The 14,955-nt window shown below is 61.6% G+C and carries 16 protein-coding genes; 13 read left to right on the top strand and 3 right to left on the bottom strand.

Features of this window, described 5'->3' with window-relative positions:
- Positions 1–8: 8 nt before the first annotated feature.
- Positions 9–404, bottom strand: coding sequence for a hypothetical protein (locus tag ACTHND_RS00875; protein ID WP_440175353.1), 396 nt, complete (start codon positions 402–404; stop codon positions 9–11).
- 133 nt (positions 405–537) lie between these two features.
- Between ACTHND_RS00875 and ACTHND_RS00870 the strand changes: the two genes are divergently transcribed.
- The 9 genes from ACTHND_RS00870 to ACTHND_RS00830 all read left to right on the top strand — a co-directional run bounded on the left by ACTHND_RS00870 (position 538) and on the right by ACTHND_RS00830 (position 8,007).
- A complete protein-coding gene (locus ACTHND_RS00870) occupies positions 538–843 on the top strand; it encodes a YerC/YecD family TrpR-related protein (protein ID WP_440175352.1) in 306 nt (101 codons plus the stop codon).
- 79 nt (positions 844–922) lie between these two features.
- A complete protein-coding gene (gene hisG, locus ACTHND_RS00865) occupies positions 923–1,804 on the top strand; it encodes an ATP phosphoribosyltransferase (RefSeq protein WP_440175351.1) in 882 nt (293 codons plus the stop codon).
- Positions 1,805–1,969: 165 nt separating this feature from the next.
- A complete protein-coding gene (gene hisD / locus ACTHND_RS00860; protein ID WP_440175349.1) occupies positions 1,970–3,268 on the top strand; it encodes a histidinol dehydrogenase in 1,299 nt (432 codons plus the stop codon).
- A complete protein-coding gene (gene hisB, locus ACTHND_RS00855) occupies positions 3,269–4,753 on the top strand; it encodes an imidazoleglycerol-phosphate dehydratase HisB (RefSeq protein ID WP_440175347.1) in 1,485 nt (494 codons plus the stop codon).
- Positions 4,753–5,340, top strand: a complete 588-nt coding sequence (hisH, locus tag ACTHND_RS00850) for an imidazole glycerol phosphate synthase subunit HisH (protein ID WP_440175346.1) — start codon at positions 4,753–4,755, stop codon at positions 5,338–5,340. The genes hisB and hisH overlap by 1 nt, the downstream gene beginning before the upstream one ends.
- On the top strand, positions 5,337–6,068 hold the full coding sequence (hisA, locus tag ACTHND_RS00845; RefSeq protein ID WP_440175345.1) for a 1-(5-phosphoribosyl)-5-[(5-phosphoribosylamino)methylideneamino]imidazole-4-carboxamide isomerase: 732 nt from the start codon (positions 5,337–5,339) through the stop codon (positions 6,066–6,068). Before hisH ends, hisA begins: the two co-directional genes overlap by 4 nt.
- A complete protein-coding gene (gene hisF / locus ACTHND_RS00840; RefSeq protein WP_440175343.1) occupies positions 6,058–6,825 on the top strand; it encodes an imidazole glycerol phosphate synthase subunit HisF in 768 nt (255 codons plus the stop codon). The genes hisA and hisF overlap by 11 nt, the downstream gene beginning before the upstream one ends.
- 1 nt (position 6,826) lies before the next feature.
- Positions 6,827–7,471: a bifunctional phosphoribosyl-AMP cyclohydrolase/phosphoribosyl-ATP diphosphatase HisIE gene (gene hisIE, locus ACTHND_RS00835; RefSeq protein ID WP_440175342.1), complete on the top strand. Its 645-nt coding sequence runs from the start codon at positions 6,827–6,829 to the stop codon at positions 7,469–7,471.
- 56 nt (positions 7,472–7,527) lie between these two features.
- Positions 7,528–8,007, top strand: coding sequence for a DUF805 domain-containing protein (locus tag ACTHND_RS00830; RefSeq protein ID WP_440175341.1), 480 nt, complete (start codon positions 7,528–7,530; stop codon positions 8,005–8,007).
- Here ACTHND_RS00830 and ACTHND_RS00825 read toward each other — a convergent pair.
- Complete coding sequence (locus tag ACTHND_RS00825) at positions 8,004–8,999, bottom strand: cupin-like domain-containing protein (protein ID WP_440175339.1); 996 nt, start codon at positions 8,997–8,999, stop codon at positions 8,004–8,006. The genes ACTHND_RS00830 and ACTHND_RS00825 overlap by 4 nt on opposite strands.
- A 106-nt stretch (positions 9,000–9,105) precedes the next feature.
- On the opposite strand from ACTHND_RS00825, the gene ACTHND_RS00820 reads away from it, so the two are divergent.
- The 4 genes from ACTHND_RS00820 to dgcA all read left to right on the top strand — a co-directional run bounded on the left by ACTHND_RS00820 (position 9,106) and on the right by dgcA (position 13,702).
- Complete coding sequence (locus ACTHND_RS00820) at positions 9,106–9,543, top strand: DUF805 domain-containing protein (RefSeq protein WP_440175337.1); 438 nt, start codon at positions 9,106–9,108, stop codon at positions 9,541–9,543.
- A gap of 142 nt (positions 9,544–9,685) precedes the next feature.
- A complete protein-coding gene (locus ACTHND_RS00815; protein ID WP_440175336.1) occupies positions 9,686–9,865 on the top strand; it encodes a hypothetical protein in 180 nt (59 codons plus the stop codon).
- Between the two features lie 145 nt (positions 9,866–10,010).
- On the top strand, positions 10,011–12,728 hold the full coding sequence (locus ACTHND_RS00810; protein ID WP_440175335.1) for a tipN: 2,718 nt from the start codon (positions 10,011–10,013) through the stop codon (positions 12,726–12,728).
- Positions 12,725–13,702, top strand: coding sequence for an N-acetyl-D-Glu racemase DgcA (dgcA, locus tag ACTHND_RS00805; protein WP_440175334.1), 978 nt, complete (start codon positions 12,725–12,727; stop codon positions 13,700–13,702). The genes ACTHND_RS00810 and dgcA overlap by 4 nt, the downstream gene beginning before the upstream one ends.
- On the opposite strand, the gene ACTHND_RS00800 is transcribed toward dgcA, so the two are convergent.
- Positions 13,699–14,913: an MFS transporter gene (locus tag ACTHND_RS00800; protein ID WP_440175333.1), complete on the bottom strand. Its 1,215-nt coding sequence runs from the start codon at positions 14,911–14,913 to the stop codon at positions 13,699–13,701. The two genes, dgcA and ACTHND_RS00800, sit on opposite strands and share 4 nt — an antisense overlap.
- Positions 14,914–14,955: the final 42 nt, after the last annotated feature.

The following is a 14,955-nucleotide window of genomic DNA, read 5'->3' as shown; positions in this document are numbered from 1 at the left end:
TATGTTTTCTATGATTTATTTAAAGATTGAGTATGAGCTAATGGATCATGAAAGACATCGTGCTCATTTGGTTTAGTCGATAGTGCTTGAAAATAGACCGGCACTGAAAATTTAATTCTGTGCTCTTGGTGATGGTCTTCGCCTTTTTCATTCTTCCCGCTCGCGCCGCCTTTAACGGGTAATATATTTATACCTGCCTCCGCGCCTACAACAAACATTGTAGAATTTTTCACGCTCACGCCGATATCAAATTCGACCAATGATGGCGTATCATTTGTCTGCACAACTCGATGCCCATCAAGAAGTCGAAAAGAGGCAATTGCTCCATTCGACTCTCTTTTCGCTTCAACGACTGCCTCAGTTATATCGATAAGAACTTGTTTTACAAAATTTTTCAGTTCCATTTAACCTCCCTAATCTTTCGCGCGAATAAGAACTTTATCTCAATATGAATTATTCGCATCCAGATATTTTTCCGGCTTGCGCACCGCTGCGTGTTAATGTATCAGCCCGATAACACACTACTACGGTGATACAGTGGCGCTCAACGACGGCAAAATCAGCAAGCAGGACTCCGACGCGCTCGCCGAAGCGCTGCTCGGTCTGGAAACGATCGAAGAGGTGAAAGCCTTTCTCGACGACCTGTGCACGCCTTCGGAGCTGCGCGCCTTTGCCGAACGTTTCAAGGTCGCCCGTCTGCTCGATGCGGGCGATCTGAGCTACCGCGAAATCTCCGAGCGCACCGGCGCCTCGACCACCACGGTCACCCGCGTGGCGCGTTTCCTGCGGGAAATGCCGCATCAGGGCTACCGGCGTGTGCTGGACAAACTGAAGACGAAGTAAGAAACCCCGCCACCCCGCCGCAGCCGCGGCGCGGTCCCCCTCCCCGACAAGCGGGGAGGTACAGAGACAAGAGTAAGTTATGACTGACCGTCGTTTACGCATTGCTGTTCAGAAGTCCGGCCGTTTGGCCGACCGTTCTGCCGAACTGATTTCCGGCGCGGGCCTGCGCATCCTCAAGGGCGCCAACGAACTGCTGTATCGCATTGAGAACCAACCGATCGACCTGCTGCGCGTGCGTGACGACGATATCCCGACCTTCGTGGCCGATGGCGTCGCCGAACTGGGCATTGTCGGCTACAACGTCCTGGCTGAACACTTCCCCGACCGCGATCTGGAAGAGATGATCGTCCAGCGTCTGGGCTTCGGCTCGTGTACCCTGAAAATCGCCGTGCCGAACGACGTCAATTACACCGGCCCGCAATGGCTGGAAGGCAAGCGTATCGCCACCTCCTACCCCAATATCCTGACCAAATGGCTGAAGGACAACGGCGTTTCGGCCGAGATCGTCGAAATGCGCGGCGCGGTGGAGGTCGCTCCCCGCATGAAGATCGCCCATGCCATCTGCGATCTGGTCTCGACCGGCGCCACCCTGGAAGCCAACGGCATGAAGGCCACCGATCTGGTGCTGAAATCGGAAGCCGTCTTGATCAAGGCGCCCCATGCCCCGCCGGCGGAACTGGCCCATACCTATGACATGCTGCTGCGCCGGTTCGATGGCGTGACGGCCTCCACCGGCGCCAAATACGTCATGATGAACGCGCCGAAGGCGCACCTTGACGAGATCATCCGCATGATCCCCGGCGCCGACGCCCCGACCATAATGCCGCTGGCCGGCCGAGAGGATGCCGTTGCCGTCCATGCGGTCTGCCAGGAAAATGTGTTCTGGGACACGCTGGACAAGCTGAAAACGGCCGGCGCCTCGGCGATCCTGGTCCTGCCGATCGAGAAGATGATGAAGTAAGTGAAGTAAGAAGCCCCATCACCACGCCTTTCAGGCGCGGTCCCCCTCCCCGACAAGTCGGGGAGGTATGAGACGTCCATCTTGTACCTCCCCAGTTTTACTGGGGAGGGGGACCATGAGCGTAGCGAATGGTGGTGGGGCTTCTTGCTTTCTTTGGATAAAACAATGAAGACCTTTGTCTGGAAAAATCTGAACGCCGCCGAACGCAAGGCAGCCTTGGCACGGCCGGAAAACCGCCGCGACGCGCGTGTGGTCGATACTGTGCGCACTATCTTTGACGACGTAGATGCCCGCGGCTTTGCGGCTGTCTCCGACTGGTCGGTCAAGCTCGATGGCCACGCGCCGCGCTATGTCACGCTCGATGGCGCCACCGTCGCCAATGCGCGCGCGCAACTGACGGCGGAAGACCTCTCCGCCATGGAACTGGCGGTCGAGAATGTCCGAGCCTTCCAGCAAGCTGAACTGCCGGCCGATGGTCCGCTGATCGCGCCAAAGCCCGGCCTCAGCCTGCAACGCGTCTATCGCCCGATCACAACGGCCGGCCTTTATGTCCCCGGTGGCACGGCGCCGCTGTTCTCGACCCTGATCATGACGGCCGTGCCTGCCCTGGTGGCCGGTGTGCCCAACCGTATCTGCGTCATGCCACCGGCGCGTGACGGCTCTATTCCTCCGATGATGATCGCAACCGCCGCCGCTTCCGGACTGGACGCCATGTGGCTGGTGGGCGGCGCCCACGCCATCGCCGGCCTGGCGCTTGGCGCTTTCGATGGCACGCCGCCCGCCGACAAGCTGTTTGGGCCGGGCAACAAATATGTCGCCGAGGCCAAGCGACTGGCTACGGAACGCGTTTCTGGCCTCGCCATTGACATGCCCGCCGGACCTTCGGAGCTGCTGGTCATTGCCGACGACACCGCGAATGTGAAACTGGTCGCCGCCGACCTGCTCAGCCAGGCCGAACATGATGCCGACGCGCAGGTCATCCTAGTCGCGCTCTCGGCCGAAATCGCGGCGAAGATAGGCGCCGAGGTTGAGGCGCAGGTCTCGCGCCTGCCGCGCGAAACCATCGCCCGCGCCTCGCTCGAACAGGCCCGCCTGTTCGTTGTTTCCTCGATCGAAGAGGCCGCCGAGGTCTCCAATCTCTATGGCCCGGAACACCTGGCCATACAAGTCGCCGATGTCGACGCCATCATCCCGCAACTGACCGCCGCCGGCACCATCTTCGCCGGCACCTATGCCGCCGAGACCTTCGGCGATTATGCCGCGGGCCCCAGCCACGTCCTGCCGACCGATGGCGCCGCCCGCGCCTGGGACGGCATCACGGTCCGCTCTTTCCTGACCAGCTTTGTCGTCCAGAAAGCGACCCGCGAAGGCGCCGCCGCCATTGCCCCCGCTGCCGCCCGCCTCGCCCGCCTCGAAGGTCTTGAAGCCCATGCGCTTGCCGCCGATTTTCGTTTAGAGGTTTAGATGTTTAACTCGCCCTTCTCTTCCCTGAACGCCTCCGGTTCCGGGCTGGAGTCCTTGCCCCCCTCGCTGGAGCCCCTGCGCGAACGCATGGCCGATTTTTACGGCGTAGAGGCGCACCAGTTGATGGTGACACGCGGCGCTTCGCACGCCATGGAAATCCTGATGCGCCGCCTGCGCGTCCACGGCCATGAGTTCCTGTGGGCCGGTGCCGACCATTATCTCGAAGATCTGTGCGGGGTTTATAATCTGACCATCCGCAAGCCGCCGGAAAACGGACCATATGCCAAGGGCGGCGGCTTCTGCCTGGTCCACAATCCACGTCAGACTGATGGCAAGGCCTGGGACATTACCGCCGCGCGTGCCCTGGCAGTCGATCTCTTTCCCACCCTGCTGGTAATCGATGAGAGCTATTTCGATGCCTGCACGGCTGATTCCATGGTCGAACTGGCCACCGTCGAGCCCAATGTGGTGGTGCTGAAAAGCCTGTCCTATCTCTTCGGCATGGCCGGCGCCCGTGTCGGCGCGCTGATCGCCAATACCAAAACCCTGCAGGGCCTGCTGAAATTCTGCGAACCACATCCGCTGCCAACGCCATCGGTGCGCGCCGCCGAGACCGCCCTGTCGCCATCGCGGGCGCTGACCCTGCAATCGCGCGTCGACCTGATCCGCACAGAACAGGCCCGCGTGCGCGAAGCATTGTCGCGTTCTAAGCAGCTTGAGAGCTTCGATCTCAATGACGGCCCCTTCATGTTGCTGCGCCCCAAGGCCCTGCTGCAAACCCAGACGGCGCTCAAGCGCCTGGGCCTTTCGCCGCAGGTGACGCCGACCGGTCTGCTGCTGGCACTGGGTGACGTCGCCACCAATAACCGCATTCTGCGGGCGCTCGATGTGGCCCCGGCGGACAAGGCGCCGCGCGTCGGCGAAATCCTGCGCGACACCAAGGAAACCAAGATCTCGGTACAGGTCAATCTCGACCAACCAAAGCCGGTCAGGGTTCATACCGGCGTCGGCTTCTTCGATCACATGCTCGACCAGGTGGTGACGCATGGTGGTTTCTCGCTGCAACTGGCCTGCGAAGGCGATCTTGAAATTGATGCCCACCACACAGTGGAAGATTGTATGCTGGCCTTCGGTCAGGCGTTGAAAATCGCGCTGGGCGATCGCGTCGGCATGGCGCGCTTCGGCTTTGTCCTGCCGATGGATGAGACGGAGGCCAAGGTCTCGATCGATCTCGGCGGTCGCCCGTTCTGCGTCTTCAAGGGCGAGTTCCAGTCCACCCATATCGGTGATTACCAGACCGAGATGACCGCGCACGCCTTCCGCTCGCTGTCGGAAACCCTCGGTGCCTCGATCCATGTCGAGGTGAGCGGCGGTAATGACCACCACAAGACCGAAGCCTGCTTCAAGGCGCTCGGTCGCGCCCTGCGCCAGGCGACGCGCATCGAAGGCGACGCGCTGCCTTCCACGAAAGGCATGTTGGCTTAATGATCACGGTCATTGAAATCGGCTGCGCCAATACGGCTTCCGTCCTCTTCGCGCTGGAACGATTGGGAGCGGAAGCCCGCCTGAGTTCCGATCCGGCGGAAATCGCGGCGGCGACCAAGGTGGTCCTGCCCGGTGTCGGCGCGGCGGGATTTGCCATGTCGCGTATTCGTGAACTGGGCCTGTTCGATACCATTCGCGGTCTGAAAGTGCCGCTTCTAGGCGTCTGCCTCGGCCAGCAACTGCTGTTTGAAGGTTCCGAAGAAGGCGATGTCGAATGCCTCGGCCTGATCCCCGGCAAGGTCACAAAAATGACCGCCACGCCGGATATGGTGGTGCCGCATATGGGTTGGAACCAGCTTGAAGTGATCAAGGCCGATCCGCTGACCGCTGGTGTGAAGAATGGCGATTTCGCCTATTTCGTCCATAGTTATGTCTGTCCGGTAAATGCCTATACACTGGCGACCAGCACCTATGGCCAACCGTTCGCCGCCATGGTGCGCAAGGATAATGTGTTCGGCTGCCAGTTCCACCCCGAACGCTCCTCCGCCGTCGGCGCCCAGATTTTGAAGAATTTTGTAGACCTATGATCCTTTACCCCGCCATCGACCTGATCAACGGTGAATGCGTCCGCCTCGCACAGGGCCGCTTTGATGCCGTGACGAAATACGATTCCGACCCGTTCAAGCGCCTGGCCCTGTTCAATGAAGAATTCGCGCAATGGGTCCATATCGTCGATCTCGACGGCGCCAAGGCCGGCTCACCGCAACAACATGAACTGATCGGTCAACTGGCCAAGGCTTCGCGCGCGAAAATCCAGACGGGTGGTGGTGTGCGTACCCGCGAGCACGTCCAGACCCTGCTGGATCAGGGCGTTTCGGCGGTCGTAGTCGGTTCAGCGGCAGTGAAGAATCCGGAAGAGGTGCGCGGGTGGCTGCGCGACTTCGGCAAGGATCGCATCACCCTGGCGCTCGATGTGCTTCCAACGAAAGACGGCGATTTCGATGCCGCCCTGCATGGCTGGGTCGAAGGGTCCGGCATTTCGCTGTGGGACGTGCTCGATTATTATCCGCATGGCGCAGCACAGCGCATACTGGTTACCGACGTATCGCGCGACGGCATGCTGATGGGGCCGAACATGGATTTGATGAAGGCACTGCGAAAAAAACGCCCGGACCTCGAAATCCAGGCGTCCGGCGGGGTGAAATCCGTTGAAGATCTCTATGATCTCAAGGCCCTGGGCGTACATGGCGCCATCGTTGGCAAGGCGATCTACGAAGGCATTATCGATCTGAAAGCAGCTTTGAATGTTGGCTAGACGCATTATCCCCTGCCTCGATGTCAAGGACGGCAAGGTCGTCAAGGGCGTGCAGTTTGTCGGCCATGAAGTGCTCGGCGATGCGGTGGACATGGCTTTGCGCTATCGGGATGAAGGCGCCGACGAGCTGGTGCTTTACGATATCACCGCTTCCGCCGAAGGGCGCACGGTCGATTACAACTGGGTGCGCGATATTGCCCGGGCCCTCGATATTCCGTTCTGCGTGGCGGGCGGTATTCGGAGCGCCGAACAGGCGGTAAAGTGCCTGAATAGTGGTGCTGACAAGGTCTCGATCAACTCCCCCGCGCTGGAACGCCCCGACCTGATCAACGAACTGGCCGAAATGGCTGGCTCGCAATGCGTGGTCGTCGGCATCGACAGCCGCGAAATTGACGATGACTATTACGTCCACCAGTACTCCGGCGATCCCGACAAAATCCGTCAGGCCGGTCGTCGTACGCTCGACTGGGTGATCGAGGCGAAAAACCGCGGTGCTGGTGAAATCGTACTTAATTGCATGAATCAGGATGGCGTACGCAAAGGCTATGATATCAAGCAGTTACGGCTAGTTCGTGATCTGATAGATATACCGCTTGTCGCCTCCGGCGGCGCCGGCGCGCCTGAGCATTTCGAGGCCGTCTTCGAGCAAGCCGATGTCTCCGGAGCCCTTGCCGCCAGCGTATTCCACAAGAAAATCATTGCCATTCCCGATCTGAAGCGCGACCTTCGCGCCGCCGGAATTGCTGTACGGATATAAGATGCCCGAAGCCCACCACCTGCCCAACCCGCTCACCGTTGCCGATATCGACAAAGTCGATTTCGCCAAGGGGGACGGCCTTGTCCCCGCCATCGTGCAGGATGCTGACACGCTCCAGGTTCTGATGCTCGGCTACATGAACGCCGAGGCGCTCAAGGCCACCCTGCAGGGCGGCCGTGTTACCTTCTGGTCGCGCTCGAAAAACCGCCTGTGGATGAAGGGCGAGACCTCCGGTGACACACTCGAACTTGACCGCATCCTGACTGATTGCGACGAGGACGCCCTGCTCGTCTATGCCCGTCCGAACGGCCCGACCTGCCATACGAAAACGACCTCCTGCTTCGGTCACGAAGATGCACCTGGCATCGGTTTCATGGGCCACCTGGCGCATGTAGTGAAGGACCGCGCCAAGGCGCCGCCGGCCGACAGCTACACCGCCCGCCTGATGCACAAGGGCGTGGCCAAGATCGCCCAGAAGGTTGGCGAGGAAGGTCTGGAAACGGCCCTGGCCGGCCGCGCCGGCGATCTCGACGAACTGCACAACGAGGCCGCCGACCTGCTCTATCACCTCTCGGTCCTGCTGATGGCGCGCGACACCAAGCTTGAAAATGTATTGGATATCCTGCGGGAGCGTCACAAAGGCTGATTTACAGATCACGCCTTTTGTGATCATTTACGGCGTGTAATCGGGGCTCCGCCTTAATGGCCAAACATCATATCCTTGTCGGCGCCAACGCCATGTTCTCGCCGCGCGGCCGCATCAACCGCCTGCAATTCGTGCTGAACTTCTGGGCCTGCCAGGTATTGATCTTCGTCATCTGGTTCGGCATCGCCATACTGCCCGATGCGCTGAGCGACGAATGGGCCGCCAAACTGGACCAGCCGTTGAACTGGCTGACCATGGTGTTGACGGTCCTGCTCTATTTTGCCCTGTTCTGCCTGTGCGCCACGCGCCTGCATGATGTCGGCCTGTCGGCCTGGCTGGGCCTGATCCTGTTCGCCGGTTTTATCCCTGGCCTGATCAGCAGCATCGGCAGCGACGCCATCGAAGCCGCCGGCCTGACCGACATGGTGAACTTCATCGCCTTCCTCGGCAACCTGGCCGTCCTGATACTGGGCATTGCCCTGTCGGTCTGGCCCGGACAGCCAGAGGAAAATATCTACGGTCCTTCGCCGAACTAATCCTGCAAATTGCGTCCGATAGCGCGGCGGATCAACAGGCGCTGGTCCGGCCCCATATCACCCAGAATACCGCGCACCTCCGGTGGCAGGTGCCCGCCCGTATCCCCGCTGAAAACCAGGTGATCGAACATCGCCTGCCATGCCCTGTTCTGATCCGGCGGCAAATCACGCAGGCCCAGCATGGCCAGCATCAGCACCAGCATCGGCGCGCCCATTTCCGCGCCTGCCGTATTCCACCAGTAATTGACCTGTACATTCAGGTCTTCGCTGGAAGAGACATGATGCCACCACATATAGGGCACATAGAGACCATCCCCCGGCGCCAGGTCGGCAACCACAGCGTTGGCCAATGCCTCTCGGAAACGCGGATGGGCGTCAAAATCGGGATTTTCCAGCGAGGCCATCGAGGTCGGCACGCCTGAAATCGTCGCTTCCAGTGGCCCCATATAGAGGTTCTTCGTCTGGTCAGGTGGAAACAGCACAAAGCGCTTACGCCCCGCCACCATGCAAACGAGATTATAGTTGATGTCAAAGTGCGTCTGGGTCACGGCACGATTGCCGATCCAGATGCGCGGCTCCGCGCCCGGCACCTCCAGCGGGTTTTCCGTCTTGAAGCGCGGCATGAAGTCCTTCAGCGGCGCCGACTGGATATAGATGCGCTCCGCGTCCGCCTGCCCTCGCAGTTCGCTCAGGCGATCAAGCGTCATTTTCAGGGGGATGGCCGCGCGCTGGAAATTGAAGCCGGCAGAACCCTCATCATAGAAATATTTGCCGTCGCCACCAGGCGCCTGGCGAAAGGTTTCGGCGGGCCTGCCGGCATCGCACGCCTTCAGGTAGTCGATCAGTTCCGCCGTCGATCGTCGTGCCCGCCCCACCGCCGGCCAGGCACTGACCAGTCCCTTGAGAATAACCGGCGTATAACGCCCGGCGAGGCGCGTCGCCAACTGATCGGGGGAAATATCGTGCCTGATATCGACAGATGGAAAATCCATGAAGCCTCCGGAAGAAGCGCAGGTGTAGAATAAACGCGGATCAGCGACAACCTCTTTACAGGCCGTCCTGCCGGGCATAGCCTGCCCCGACAGCCGGGAACACGCCATGATCCAATTCCTGTTTTCGCCCAGTGGCCGTATCAGCGGCACGCAATTCTTCTCCGGTATCGCCATCGCCATGCTGGTCATGGTGGTAATTGGCTTTGCCCTCGGGACCGTGCCTTCGCTCGACGGGCCGATCATCCTGAGCCTCTGCTGGCTCTTGCTTGCCTGGCCACTCGCCTGCCTGCTGATCAAGCGGCTGCATGATACCGGACGTTCGGCCCGCTGGCTGTGGGGACTGGCCCCGCAGGCTATTCTGGCTGTTCTTTCGCTCACCATGGGCGGTTTCATCCCCGTCCTCATCCTGTGGCTGATGACCCTGCTCGGCGTGCTGGCCAATCTCGCTTGCTGGAGCCTGCTGTTTTTCCTGGCGCTGAAACCGGGCGATGACGGCGAAAATGCTTATGGTCCTGATCCGCACCTCAAAGACCAGGCGGCGTGACCCGATTACCGCAGGCAGGGGATAATCGCCGCCGCCTGATTGCTCTCTGGCGCGTTTCGCGTCATGGTTACTGCCATTAATGTGTACATTCGTCGCCTAAAGAATGCGTCACCGGCTATCGCAAACCCTAAGGTCTCCTCCTGTGTCCTGGTTGTTTAATCTGCTCAGCGGACTGGTCGCCGTGCTGATATCGGCGGCGCTGCTGCACTTTGGCGGTTCGGCCGGGGCCACGCCAAATGATCCGCCGCCCGCGGCGCAACCGGATAATACCGGAATGCCGGATAGCACGCCTGCGGAAGACGACGCCTCCCGCCAAAGCTGATTCGGTCAAAGCGTGACAAAAAGCTTTGCGAAAAGCGTAAGTTGACGTAGCTTTCTCCTGCCGGGAGAACCCGCCTCTCTCCTGGAAATGCGCCGCATGGCTGAAGAAGATCGGTTCATGTAAAACTGGCCTCAGGATACTGTGAATGAAACCACCCCGCTCCCCGCTTGATCCCTCCGAGTCGAAGACCATTTTCGGTCGCTCCAAACTGCGGCCGCTTTTCGATGAGCCGGAAGCCGTGGCCAAGCCGGAGGCACCTGTGGCGGAAAGCGCGGATGCCGCAGAGGCGGCAGACATGAGCGATATCCTCGAAGCCCCCTTCGATAACCCGACACATGTGGCGACCGATGCCCGTCCTGAACCTATTCCGGAGGCAAGCCCGGAAGCCGTACCTGCCCCGGAGCCGGAATTAAGCGCCGAGGACAAACCGGCCCCGGCCAGAGCCATTCTGGATATTCCCGAACTCAGGGCCGAACTGAAGCCGCCCCCCGAAACCACGCCGCCGATGAGGACGCACAAGACCCCTTCGCAATCCAACCGGTCTGTCAGCGCGCACAAGACCAAACCGGAAAGCGTTGCCCGAAGGGCGGCGCCTTCGTCCATCCTGCTGTGGGGCCTCGCCACCTTCGCCAGCCTGCTGTGGGCCTGTGGCCTGGCAGCCTTTGCCCTGGGGGCCCAGACCGACCTGGCGGCGCTGAGCTATGAGCCCTTCAAGATCGTTGTGCTGGTTTTCCTGGCCCTCTTCCCCACCGGCCTGATCTTCGCCACCGCCTTTGCCTTGCGCAATGCCGCCATCCTGTCGCGTCAGGCCGACCGCGCCGCGCAACTGGCCGATACCCTGATGGCGCCGGCTGCTTCCGCCGCCGCCCAGACCGGTGACCTGGTGGCCGCCCTGCGTGAACAGGTCGATCACGCCGTCCGCGCCGTCCGCCTCGCCCATGCCGATGTCTCCGAACTGAGCGCGCAACTAAAGGCCGAAACCGACCGCCTGACCGAGGCCGCCACCAATGCCCGCGCGGCGGCGCAAAACGTTACGCAATCCCTCGCCCATGAACGCGAATCCATGGGCGCGCTCAGCCAGTCGCTGAGCGTACAGTCGAGCGGCATTATCGAAGCCGTCGACCGTCAGGCGCGCATGGTGGCCGATGCCTCCGACCTGGCCCAGACGCAGTTGCGCGAAGCCGAGGCCAGCCTGGCCGCTTCCACCAGCGCCGTGGTCACGGCCTCGGCCGACATGGCCGATGTCGCCCGCACCGCCGCCGAAGACCTCGATCGCCAGACCGTGCGCCTGGAAACCGCCGGCTCCGGCATTGTCGACCAGGTTCGCAGTGTCGAGGAAGGTCTTTCGCAGCAGCGCGCCGAACTGGTTTCCACCGCCCTTTCCCTGCGCGCCGATCAGGAAGATTTCGCCGTCCACATCGAAAACCAGCGTGCCCAACTGACCGAAGCGCTCTCGATCACCCGCGTCGCCACGATCGACCTGGGCGAGACCTCCGCACGCGGCATCGACGTGCTGCGCGATATCGTCGTTTCGGCCCAGGAACACTTCCAGGCTGTCCAAGGTGCCGCCGAGAACGAACGCACGGCCTTCGAGACCCGCATCCACGCCACCCTCTCCAATATTTCCCTGATGGCGGCCGACGCCCGCGACGATCTGGTCGAGGAAACCCGCAAAGCGCTGGAACAGCTCAACACCTCGGCCGAGGACGCCAAGCGCGCCGCCGATCAGGCAGCCCAAACCGCGCAGATGCGCGTCGATCGGCTCAATGAATCGATCTTCGAGGCCAGCAAAAAAGCCGACGAGGTCTTTGATACACGCTTCGCTGCCGCCCGCCGCCTGATAGAAGAATCGGCCGACCTGATCGGCGAGGCCGGTGACCAGACCGCACAAAAGCTGGATACCAGTTTCGCCCATGCCCGCCAGACCATTGCCGAGGTCAACGAAGCCCTGAATGATCTGGCCACGGGCGCCGACCAGTTGCCCACCATTGCCCAGGCGCGCATCCTCGAAATTCGCCAAAGCGTCGAAGACGGCGTCAATGCCATGCTGGAAGCCGCCCGCAAGGCATCGCAGGAAACCGAGGCCGTCGACACTGCCTTCCAGGAACGGGTGAAGCGCAATTACGACATGCTGACCGAGGCCGTGCGCCTGATGGGCGTCATATCCGGCGACCAGCCCCAGACCGCCGAACCGGTCGCCCGCGAACGGGATTTGAGCCGGCCGGCTGCCCCCCGTAGATCGCCCGAGCCGCCTGCCCCGACACCAGCGCCCCCTCCGGTGCAGCCCTCCGTTACCCGTGCGCGCCTCCTGCCCTTGAGTGTGCCGGCGTCGGAACGTGCGGCGGCCGCACCTGCGCCGCAACGCGAAGCCCGACCGGCCCGTGCCGTTCAGGATGGCTGGTCCTGGCGCGAACTGCTCGGCGGCATGGAAGGCCGCGACAAGACGCCGGAGCCGGCGGCAACGGCGCCCCAGGCGGCGGTCGAGCCGCCGCCCGATCCGGAGTTCGACAGCCTGGACGATGTCATGATTGCCGAGGTCAGCGCCATGGGAATAGATGCCGCAGCGCTGCTTGGCCGCGCCCGGATCGAGGAGGTGATCGGCGCCATCATGGCCGAGGATAATGAAGGCGCCCGCCTCGTCGTCCGCCGCGTCGCCCCCGCGGCCATTCGCCGTCTCAGCCGCCGGCTGCTGGCCGATGCGCCTCTGCGGCAACAGGCCAATGACTTCGCCACCGCCTATGACCAACAGATCAATATGGCCCTGCTGGCCAAGGACGCGATCAGGGAGTTGAACGAGGTTCTGGGTAGCGATGCCGGCCGCGCCTACCTGCTGCTCGACGCCGCGATCAGCGACCTGATATGAGGCTTGTTCTCCGCGAAGAAACCTTCCCGATCGCCGGGCGGTTCACCATTGCGCGTGGCTCCAAGACCGAGGCGCGCGTTCTCTATGTCGAACTGGAAGACCAGGGCCATGTCGGCCGTGGCGAGGCCGTGCCCTATGCCCGCTACGGCGAAAGTATCGCGCAATCCCTGGCCGATATTGAGGCGGTGCGCGGTCGTATTGAAGCGGGTTTGAGTTTCGGCGACCTGCACGACCTTCTGCCTGCCGGCGCAGCGCGCAATGCCATCGATTGCGCCTTGTGGGATCTGAACGCCAAACTGACCGGCATTCCGGCCTGGCAGGCGGCCGGATTGAAACGGCTCGATCCGCTGAAAACCGCCTATACCTTAAGCCTCGATACGCCCGAAGCCATGGGGGCGCAGGCCGCCGTCAATGCCCGCCGCCCCCTGCTCAAACTCAAGATCGGCGGCCCTGACGATCTCGACCGCATAGAGGCCGTGCGGGCCAATGCCCCGAAATCACGCCTGATTGTCGATGGCAATGAAGGTTTGAGTTTCGATGACCTGGTGCGCATGGCGCCTGAGATGCAGAAGCTCGATGTGAAGCTGATCGAACAGCCGCTGAAGGTATCCGAAGACGAGCAGTTGCTGGGCTATGATTGCCCGGTGCCCTTATGCGCCGATGAAAGCCTGCATACCCGCGCCGAACTGGATCGTTGCGCGCGGCTCTACAGCCATATCAATATCAAGCTCGACAAGACCGGCGGCCTGACCGAGGCCCTGGCCCTGAAAGCCGCGGCCACGGAGGCCGGCTTAAGCCTCATGGTCGGCTGCATGGTGGCGACGTCGCTTTCGATGGCCCCAGCCATGCTGGTGGCGCAAGGGGCGGAATTCGTCGATCTCGATGGCCCGCTCCTGCTGGCGCGCGATCGTGAACACGGGCTGGAGATTACCGGCTCGATCCTGCATCCCCCTCGTCCGGAGTTGTGGGGCTAATCCCTCGCCGCCATGAGCCGTGAACGCTGGCTGTAAAGCCACGCGGCGGCACACAATCCCAACCCGGCCACGCCCGCCATCACACCGTAACCCTTTGCAGCGAAGGCCATATAGATGACGCCGGAAAAAATTGTGCCCAGCCCCATCATGACGCCATTGGCATAGGCGGCATTGACCGTCTGCCCCAGGCTTTCATAGCCTTTCGGGCTCAGGCGCTGAACCAGTTCCAGCCCGGCCAGATAGGTGGCGGCGAACGACAGAGCGTGCAGGCATTGCAGCGGATAAAGCACCCACAATGGCGGCGAACAGGCCATCACACCCCAGCGCGCCACCGCGAATATACCCGCGATCACCAGCATCCGCCACGGACCCGCCTTGCGCCGGATTCCTTCCCCCAGCCACATGAAGGCCACCTCCGCCACCACGCCGACCGCCCACAGATAGCCGCAGGTACTCGATGAGAAGCCCCGTTCCTTCCATATGATGGTCGAAAAGGCGTAATAGAAACTATGCGATGCCTGCAGACAACCGATAGCCGCCAGCAGCCACAGGAAGCCTTCATCGCGCATCAGCACCTTCAGGCGCGCCAGTCCCGCCCCGGCCGAACCGACAGGGGCATGGCCTGGACGTACAAGACCGGCCAAAAGATATCGCCCGCCCAATGCCGTCAGAAGGGCCGCCGCCACCAGCCAGGCCAGGATCAGGTCCGTGGGCCACATTACCAGCAGGAATCCCAGAACGATATTGGTGACGATGAATGCACTGGAGCCGATGGCACGCGGAATGGCATAAGCGAAATTTTCCAGCCGCGACAATTGCATGGTCATGGCGTCATTGAGCGGCGCCAGGCTGGTCATGCAACTGAAGGCCAGGGTATAGAGCGCCAGGTAAAGCGGAAAACGCAGGCCCGGCAGCCATCCGCCCGTCGCCATCAGGGCGTAGAACAGCGCGCCAAAACAGGCCAGCCACACCAGCGGCGTGCGATAGAGCCTGAAACCGTCGGCCCACAGACCGCTGACCGGCCCGGTCAGCGCCCGCAGCAACAGGGGAGCCGCCAATATGATGCCAATCTGCCCGGCCGTCATGCCGTGATTCTTGAGCCACAGCGGCATGAAAGGCAGGGATGCACCCGTGCCGGCATAGGCCAGGGCATAGAATATGGCCTGGCGGCGAAGCGTGGTCAGAGGGAAAGGGGTTGTGAGCGCGGGCATTTTACGTCTTAGTGATATCCAACAGTTGCCCATTTAAACTCA

The sequence above is a fragment of the Asticcacaulis sp. genome, from assembly GCF_051954415.1.
Taxonomy (GTDB): domain Bacteria; phylum Pseudomonadota; class Alphaproteobacteria; order Caulobacterales; family Caulobacteraceae; genus Asticcacaulis.
The sequence above is the reverse complement of the archived record's forward strand: the minus strand, read 5'-3'. Positions and strand labels throughout refer to the sequence as shown.

Excerpts from the sequence above, each read along its gene's own strand:
- ACTHND_RS00800 (WP_440175333.1), bottom strand. The coding sequence starts at position 14,913 with ATGCCCGCGCTCACAACCCCTTTCCCTCTGACCACGCTTCGCCGCCAG.
- hisD (WP_440175349.1), top strand. The coding sequence starts at position 1,970 with ATGAAGACCTTTGTCTGGAAAAATCTGAACGCCGCCGAACGCAAGGCA.
- ACTHND_RS00825 (WP_440175339.1), bottom strand. The coding sequence starts at position 8,999 with ATGGATTTTCCATCTGTCGATATCAGGCACGATATTTCCCCCGATCAG.
- hisG (WP_440175351.1), top strand. The coding sequence starts at position 923 with ATGACTGACCGTCGTTTACGCATTGCTGTTCAGAAGTCCGGCCGTTTG.
- ACTHND_RS00820 (WP_440175337.1), top strand. The coding sequence starts at position 9,106 with ATGATCCAATTCCTGTTTTCGCCCAGTGGCCGTATCAGCGGCACGCAA.
- hisIE (WP_440175342.1), top strand. The coding sequence starts at position 6,827 with ATGCCCGAAGCCCACCACCTGCCCAACCCGCTCACCGTTGCCGATATC.
- dgcA (WP_440175334.1), top strand. The coding sequence starts at position 12,725 with ATGAGGCTTGTTCTCCGCGAAGAAACCTTCCCGATCGCCGGGCGGTTC.
- ACTHND_RS00830 (WP_440175341.1), top strand. The coding sequence starts at position 7,528 with ATGGCCAAACATCATATCCTTGTCGGCGCCAACGCCATGTTCTCGCCG.
- ACTHND_RS00875 (WP_440175353.1), bottom strand. The coding sequence starts at position 404 with ATGGAACTGAAAAATTTTGTAAAACAAGTTCTTATCGATATAACTGAG.
- ACTHND_RS00810 (WP_440175335.1), top strand. The coding sequence starts at position 10,011 with ATGAAACCACCCCGCTCCCCGCTTGATCCCTCCGAGTCGAAGACCATT.
- hisF (WP_440175343.1), top strand. The coding sequence starts at position 6,058 with ATGTTGGCTAGACGCATTATCCCCTGCCTCGATGTCAAGGACGGCAAG.
- hisH (WP_440175346.1), top strand. The coding sequence starts at position 4,753 with ATGATCACGGTCATTGAAATCGGCTGCGCCAATACGGCTTCCGTCCTC.
- hisA (WP_440175345.1), top strand. The coding sequence starts at position 5,337 with ATGATCCTTTACCCCGCCATCGACCTGATCAACGGTGAATGCGTCCGC.
- hisB (WP_440175347.1), top strand. The coding sequence starts at position 3,269 with ATGTTTAACTCGCCCTTCTCTTCCCTGAACGCCTCCGGTTCCGGGCTG.